This window comes from Streptomyces sp. NPDC046931, from assembly GCF_040644655.1.
In the GTDB taxonomy this organism is placed as follows: Bacteria; Actinomycetota; Actinomycetes; order Streptomycetales; family Streptomycetaceae; genus Streptomyces.
Map to the genome: position 1 here is coordinate 436,817 of NZ_JBEYWX010000004.1, position 7,108 is coordinate 443,924.

At 71.3% G+C, this 7,108-nt stretch carries 6 protein-coding genes and 1 tRNA gene; 3 read left to right on the forward strand and 4 right to left on the reverse strand.

Annotated elements, in window-relative coordinates; translation table 11 throughout:
- Positions 1–208: 208 nt before the first annotated feature.
- The gene (locus ABZ876_RS11715; protein ID WP_361778073.1) at positions 209–817 is read right to left on the reverse strand and encodes a DJ-1/PfpI family protein; all 609 of its coding nucleotides are present in this window, start codon (positions 815–817) and stop codon (positions 209–211) included.
- Positions 818–1,051: 234 nt separating this feature from the next.
- A tRNA-Thr gene (locus ABZ876_RS11720) sits at positions 1,052–1,125 on the reverse strand.
- Between the two features lie 226 nt (positions 1,126–1,351).
- Between ABZ876_RS11720 and ugpC the strand changes: the two genes are divergently transcribed.
- From ugpC to ABZ876_RS11735, 3 genes are all read left to right on the forward strand, one after another.
- On the forward strand, positions 1,352–2,488 hold the full coding sequence (gene ugpC, locus ABZ876_RS11725; protein ID WP_361778076.1) for a sn-glycerol-3-phosphate ABC transporter ATP-binding protein UgpC: 1,137 nt from the start codon (positions 1,352–1,354) through the stop codon (positions 2,486–2,488).
- 231 nt (positions 2,489–2,719) lie between these two features.
- On the forward strand, positions 2,720–3,166 hold the full coding sequence (locus tag ABZ876_RS11730) for a hypothetical protein (RefSeq protein WP_361778079.1): 447 nt from the start codon (positions 2,720–2,722) through the stop codon (positions 3,164–3,166).
- Positions 3,167–3,217: 51 nt separating this feature from the next.
- Complete coding sequence (locus ABZ876_RS11735) at positions 3,218–3,949, forward strand: nucleotidyltransferase family protein (protein ID WP_361778082.1); 732 nt, start codon at positions 3,218–3,220, stop codon at positions 3,947–3,949.
- Positions 3,950–4,062: 113 nt separating this feature from the next.
- Here the strand turns inward: ABZ876_RS11735 and ABZ876_RS11740 are convergent, their stop codons facing one another.
- Both ABZ876_RS11740 and rlmB read right to left on the reverse strand, forming a co-directional pair.
- Positions 4,063–5,802 carry a DoxX family protein gene (locus tag ABZ876_RS11740; protein ID WP_361778085.1) on the reverse strand — a complete coding sequence of 580 codons (1,740 nt, stop codon included), beginning with the start codon at positions 5,800–5,802 and terminating at the stop codon, positions 4,063–4,065.
- Positions 5,803–5,965: 163 nt separating this feature from the next.
- Positions 5,966–6,904, reverse strand: coding sequence for a 23S rRNA (guanosine(2251)-2'-O)-methyltransferase RlmB (gene rlmB / locus ABZ876_RS11745; protein WP_361778088.1), 939 nt, complete (start codon positions 6,902–6,904; stop codon positions 5,966–5,968).
- Positions 6,905–7,108: the final 204 nt, after the last annotated feature.

Here is a 7,108-nt window from a genome sequence, read left to right on the forward strand (position 1 = left end):
AGTGGGAACCCGGACGCGGCCCTACGCAAGCGAGTGGGAACCCGGACGCGGCCCTACGCAAGCGAGTGGGAACCCGGACGCGGCCCTACGCAAGCGAGTGGGAACCCGGACGCGGCCCTACGCAAGCGAGTGGGGACCCGGACGCGGCCCTACGCAAGCGAGTGGCGAGCCCGGGAGGAGCGGCCCCGAAAGGGCTGAGCGCGGGGCGTCAGCGCAGTGAAATCTCGCCGGCGTTGACGGCGCGCATGGCGCGCTCGACGGTCTCCTGGTTTTCGCCGACCGGGGCCGCATAGCCGATGACATCGCGCGCGGCGTCCTCCCCGAGCATGCGGGTGATCACCCACGTGGCGAGATACTGGGACGCCAGGCAACCGCCCGCCGTGGCGATGTTCCCCTCGGCGTGGAACGGCGCGTCCAGCACGGTGACGCCGCAGGCCTCGACAAAGGGCCGGCTCTTCATGTCCGTGCACGCCGGCATGGCATCCAGCAGCCCCAGACGCGCGAGCACCAGTGCGCCGGAGCACTGTGCGCCGATCAGCTGTCGCGAAGGGTCGAGCTCCAGCCTGGAGATCAGCCGGTCGTCGGCCACCACGTCGCGCGTCTTCACGCCACTGCCGATCAGCACGACCTCGGCTTCGGTCACGAACTCCATCGGGCGCTGGCCGGTCACCTCGACGCCGTTCATCGACGTGATCACCGGCGTGGGCGTCGTGATGAAGGCTTCCAAGCCGTCGTTACGGCATCGGTTGATCAGTGCGGAAGCGATGAAGCTGTCGAGCTCGTTGAACCCGTCGAAGGTGACCACGGCTACCTGCATCACCACTCCCTGAGGTCCGGCATCGGGCGAGGCGCGGACACGCGGATCCTTGTGCTGCAACCCGCCCGCGACACGATCGCCTCATCGTCTGTCGCGCCGTCCGTGGATTCACCCGCAGAGGCACGTGACATCGGGCACACAGCGCGTGAGTGACCGCCCCGGTCGATGTCATCCGTGGATGCGGAACGCCCCGGACCGATCACCGGCCGGGGCGTTTGCGCTGTTCAGCGTGAGAGCCCCCTGTCGGATTCGAACCGACGACCTTCGCTTTACAAGAGCGGCGCTCTGACCAGCTGAGCTAAGGAGGCGTGCGTATGCGCGCCCGTGCAGTGTACCCAGGTCCCGGGCCCGTACCGTCGAAAATTTCCGCGAAGTTCACAGTCCCCCGGGTACTGACAGAGCAGGTGAAGGCCAGGTACCGTCCTGAGCCAGTTCACTCACGTGGACTACACCACAACGGAAACCCGTAGTGGCACACCACCTTTACAACGGATCGTCCGGCACGTTCCTGCCGGTGAAGGGGGCCCATTCACCATGGCCACTGTCACGTTCGACAAGGCGACCCGGGTATACCCGGGTTCCGACAAGCCCGCCGTCGACGCACTCGACATCGAGATCGCGGACGGGGAGTTCCTCGTCCTGGTCGGCCCGTCCGGCTGCGGCAAGTCCACCTCGCTCCGCATGCTGGCGGGGCTCGAGGACGTGAACTCCGGCGCCATCCGCATCGGCGACCGCGACGTCACGCATCTGCCGCCCAAGGACCGGGACATCGCCATGGTGTTCCAGAACTACGCGCTGTACCCGCACATGACGGTCGCCGACAACATGGGCTTCGCGCTCAAGATCGCCGGCGTGCCGAAGGCGGAGATCCGGAAGAAGGTCGAGGAGGCCGCGAAGATCCTCGACCTCGCCGAGTACCTGGGGCGCAAGCCGAAGGCGCTCTCCGGCGGTCAGCGTCAGCGTGTCGCCATGGGCCGCGCCATCGTGCGCGAGCCGCAGGTCTTCCTGATGGACGAGCCGCTGTCCAACCTCGACGCCAAGCTCCGCGTCTCCACCCGTACACAGATCGCGTCGCTCCAGCGCCGTCTCGGCATCACCACCGTGTACGTCACCCATGACCAGGTCGAGGCCATGACGATGGGCGACCGCGTGGCCGTGCTCAAGGACGGCATCCTCCAGCAGGTGGACTCGCCGCGGAACATGTACGACCGCCCGGCCAACCTCTTCGTCGCCGGCTTCATCGGCTCCCCGGCCATGAACCTCGTCGAGGTCCCGATCACGGACGGCGGCGTGAAGTTCGGCAACAGTGTCGTGCCGGTCAACCGCGAGGCCCTCAAGGCCGCCGCCGACAAGGGTGACCGCACCGTCACCGTGGGCGTCCGCCCCGAGCACTTCGACGTGGTGGAGCTGGGCGGCGCCGCCGCCTCCTCGCTGTCCAAGGAGGCCGAGGACGCCCCGGCCGGCCTCGCCATCTCCGTGAACGTCGTCGAGGAGCTCGGCGCCGACGGCTACGTCTACGGCTCCGCGGAGGTCGGCGGCGAGACCAAGGACCTGGTGGTCCGCGTCGGCGGCCGCCAGGTGCCGGAGAAGGGCGCTCAGCTGCACGTGGTGCCGCGGCCGGGCGAGACCCACGTGTTCTCGACCTCGACCGGCGAGCGCCTCTCCGACTGAGGGTCCGCCCCTTTCCACGGGAGTGACGAGGAGGCCCTGCGGCATGCCGCAGGGCCTCCTCGCGTGACCCTCTTTGCCGTCGACAGCTCTCTTCGCTGTCGACAAATACCCCGGCATACGAGGCAATTCGACCGTGGACGTCAACCCCCTACCCAGAAATCGTCCCTTTCCATTCCCCCGAACCGGTGACTAAATGTCGCCAAATCACTACCCCGCGCTACTCTCACTCGCGTGAAGCACACCACTACTCCTCGGACACGGCGTGGCCGTGGCCCCGCCCACCGGATCGGCCGCACGCTGGCCCTCGTCCTGCCCGTCGTCCTGGTGCTCTCCGGGACACTCGCGGTCACCCGCGTGAACTGGTCGGGGGGATCCTCGAACTCGGTGCTCGCCGCGTCCTCCGAAGACGTCTCCACGCACTCCTCCTCCCGCGCCCCGCAGGACGTACTGCGCGACAAGCTGCTGCTGGAGCTCCAGGAGAAGAACCCGGGCGTCGCGCTCACCCACCTCCAGCAGGCGGTCAACGACCGCCCGTCGCTGGCCAGGCACTGCGTGTCCATCGCCCGCGCCCTGGGCCGCGCCGCCGTCCGTGTCTACGGCCCCACGCGCGCCCAGTCCTACGCCCGCCCGGTCTGCGACACGTCCTTCGCCTCGGGCGTGGCCACGCAGCAAGGCTGAGGCCGCCGACCGCCCGGACAGCGGACGGGGCGCGCGACGTACAGTTCGGTCATGACCGATCCGAACGCCGCCTCGCGCCCCGTTCAAGCCGTCATCCTGGCCGGAGGCCAGGGCTCACGGCTGCGTCCGTACACCGATGACCGGCCCAAGCCGATGGTGGAGATCCCGGGCACCGGGACCCCGATCATCGGCCATCAGCTCGTGTGGCTCGCCGAAGAGGGTGTCACGGACGTCGTGGTCTCCTGTGGCCACCTCGCCGACGTTCTGCAACGGTGGCTGGACTCCGCCGACCTGCCCGTGCGTGTCACGACGGTCGTCGAGGCGGAGCCGCTCGGCCGTGGCGGCGGTCTGCGGTACGCCGCGGAGCACCTGCCGCACCCCGACAAGCCGTGGTACGCGACGAACGGCGACATCTGGACCCGGTTCTCCCTGCGGGACATGGCGGACTTCCACACCGAGCGGGACTCGGTCGCCACGCTCGCGCTGGCCCGCCCGCGCATCCCGTGGGGCGCCGTCAAGACGGACGGCTTCGGCCGCGTCACGGACTTCATCGAGGCCCCGCCGTCGACGTTCGAGATCAACGCGGGCGTCTACGTGTTCTCCGCCGAGTTCGCCAAGATGCTCCCCGAGCGCGGAGACCACGAACGCACGACCTTCCCCCGCCTGGCCCGGGAACGCCGTCTGGCCGGCTTCCCCCTCCCGCAGGGCGCCTACTGGCGGGCCATCGACACGGCTAAGGACCTCACGGAGGCGGCCAAGGAACTGGCGGCCCTGCACCGCTGACCCACCGACTCGGCGCGCAGGCCGGGTCTCGCGCCTGGCGCATAGCCCCCGTCGCCGACAGGGCCCCGCACGGCAACATGTGTGCGGGGCCCTTCGTCGGGGTTCGGGTGCGGTCAGCCCAGGAGGCCGCCCACCAGGTGGTCCGAGCCTCCGGAGCTGCTGCTTCCGCCGCCGCTGCTGCCGCTTGCCCCGCCCGTCGGGCCGCCCGTGCCGCTTCCGCCCGAGGACGAAGGCCCCGCGCTGGTGCTCGGGGCCTGCCGCCCCGGCACCGAGTGCCGCGGCGGGGCCTGGCCCGCGGTGCCCTGGGTCTGGCTCGGCTGGCCGCCGGTGACGCTGCCGGTGGCCCCGGCCGCACCCGGCGTGGTGACCGCGCTCGACGGCGACGACGAGGTGGCCCCCTGCGTCGCCGACGGCCGCGAGGCCGAGGGGCTCGACCGGTGCTGCCGCCCGCCGTCCGTGCCGGGCAGCGGGGAGCCGGGGAGCTCGTTGCGGGGCGCCTCCCCGGGCCCGGGGACGACCACCCGGTCCGCGTCCCGTACCGCACCCCCGAGCAGCGACCCTACGAGCAGGGTCAGCCCGGCCACGAGAGCCGTCATCAGCGCGCCCCGGCGCAGCACATAGCGCCGCAGCTCCCAGATGTCCGCCCGAGGACCGAGCCTGCGCCACGCGCCGCCCGCGAGTCGGCCGTCCGCGGAGTACACCGGCGCCCCGGCGATGATCAGCGGTGACCAGGCCGCGAGGTAGATGATGTCGGGCGCGTCGTACGCGGGAACGGTCCGCCAGCTCACGGTGACGATGAGCGCCGCCGACAGCAGCGCGCCCACCGCGGCCGCGACCCGCTGCCACAGACCGAGGACGGTGAGCACGCCCACGATCACCTGGAGGAAGGCGATGACGAGCCCGGTGCCGATGGGGTGCTGAAGCGCGAACTGCCGCAGCGGCTCGGCGACTTCCCAGGGGTGGAGCGTGCTGAGCCAGGTCACCATGGAGCCCCGCTTGCCGCCGTCGAAGTAGACGGGGTCGCAGAGCTTGCCCATGCCGGCGTAGGCGGAGATGGAGCCCAGGAAGATGCGCAGCGGCAGCAGCACCACTCCGAGATTCATCCGGCGGCCCGGATAGTAGGCGTGCCGCACCGCCGCCGCGGCGGACGAGCCCGGCGTGCCCCCGTGCCGCCCGCGCGGCCTCTCCGGTTCGCCGGTCCCGATCTCGTCCCTGAACAGGGGGCCGCCGTAGAGGTGTTCCCCGTGGCCGGGCTCGCCGTAGGCCGGTTCACGGTAGGCAGGGTCGTCGTAGGAGGGTTCGCCGTAGGGCGGTCCGCCGTAGAGCGTGTCGCCGTAGACGTGTTCGTCGTACGCGCTCTCCGCGCTCCGCATGTGCGGCAGCAGCCGCGTCGCGCCGGAGTCGTGGCCGTGGGTCCCGGGCACGTCCTGCACACCGAGGCGCGAGATGACCTGGGTCGCACCCGCATTGCCGGCCGGCTCCTCGCCATGACGCACGCTCTGGCTCCGAACCGCCTGCAACAGCCGGTGCGCCCCGGTGTCGTCCGGCGCGGACCTTCCGCTCCAGACGACGGGGCGGCGGCGGCTCCCTGCGGCGCCGGAGACGTCGGTGCCGCCCGCCGCACCGACGCGGGACAGGCGCGCGACGTCCGGGGGGGCGCTCGGCTGCCGTGCGGCGCGCGGGTACTGGGCGCGCCGCGCCGACGCGCCCAACTGCACGCGGAAACTCGCATGATTGACGATGACCTGCGCCGGGTCGCTCGGCACCTTCACCATGCTCAGCGCGGGGGCGTCGTCGAATCCCGACGACCGCTCCCCCGTGGGTGTGCGGCGTGTTCTGGTCTCCACACTCATCTAACCGAGTGACGTGTGGTTAGGACACTGCCTTGACCGCGCGGATCTGTCCGGACCCCGTCAAGCTCGTCCGGTACGACCGGTTTCCCCCGTACGAGTGAGAAGTACGAACAACCGTCCAGGCCTGCCGGAAGCGCCCGTGCAGGCCCGGAGGCCGTCGGCCTCAGGCGCGCCTGCGGGCCGCCTCGTACAGCACGATCCCCGCGGCCACACCCGCGTTGAGCGACTCGGCGCCACCCGGCATCGGAATCCGCACCCGGACGTCGCAGGTCTCGCCGACCAGCCGCGAAAGGCCCTTGCCCTCGCTGCCGACGACGATCGCGACCGGCCCCTCGAGGGCTTCGAGGTCGCCGAGCTCGACGTCCCCGTCCGCGGCCAGCCCGACGACGGTGATGCCCGCCTTCTGGTACGCCTCCAGGGCACGCGTCAGATTGGTGGCACGCGCGACGGGCGTACGGGCGGCCGTACCGGCGGACGTCTTCCACGCACCGGCGGTCATCCCCGCCGCGCGCCGCTCGGGCACCACGACCCCGTGCCCGCCGAAGGCCGAGACGGAGCGTACGACGGCGCCCAGGTTGCGCGGGTCGGTCACTCCGTCGAGGGCGACGATCAGCGGGTCCTCACCCTCGTCGAACGCGGCGTCGAGGAGGTCCTCGGGATGCGCGTACTCGTACGGCGGGACCTGGAGGACCAGCCCCTGGTGGTTGAGGCCGCCCGTCATGCGGTCGAGCTCGGGACGCGGGGCCTCCATGAGGTTGATCCCACCGCGCTCCGCCACCAGCTGCAACGCCTCGCGCACGCGCTCGTCGTTGTCGATGAACTGCTGGACGTACAGCGTGGTCGCGGGAACGCCCTCGCGGAGCGCCTCGACGACCGGGTTGCGCCCGACGACCAGCTCGGACGACGCCTTGCCGCCCGGACGGCGCTGCGGGCGCCCCTGTCCCCGGCGCGTCTTCGCCTTGGCGGCGCGCTGCTTGGCGTGCCCCTTGCGCATCTCGGCGGGCGGGGTCGGGCCCTTGCCCTCCAGGCCGCGGCGCCGCTTGCCGCCGCTGCCGACCTGCGCGCCCTTCTTGCCGGACATGCGGCGGTTGTTCGCGGCCATGACCTACCTGTCTGTTGAAGCCGTCGTACGTACGTCTATGCAGTGTGCCGCCCGAAGGGCCGGGCGGCACAATCGATCTAGGAGTGGCCGGGGCGGGATCAGCGCGGGCCGAGGGTCCAGCGTGGGCCCTGGGGGCTGTCCTCGATGACCAGACCCGACTGGTTCAGCTGGTCGCGGATGGCGTCCGCGGTGGCCCAGTCCTTA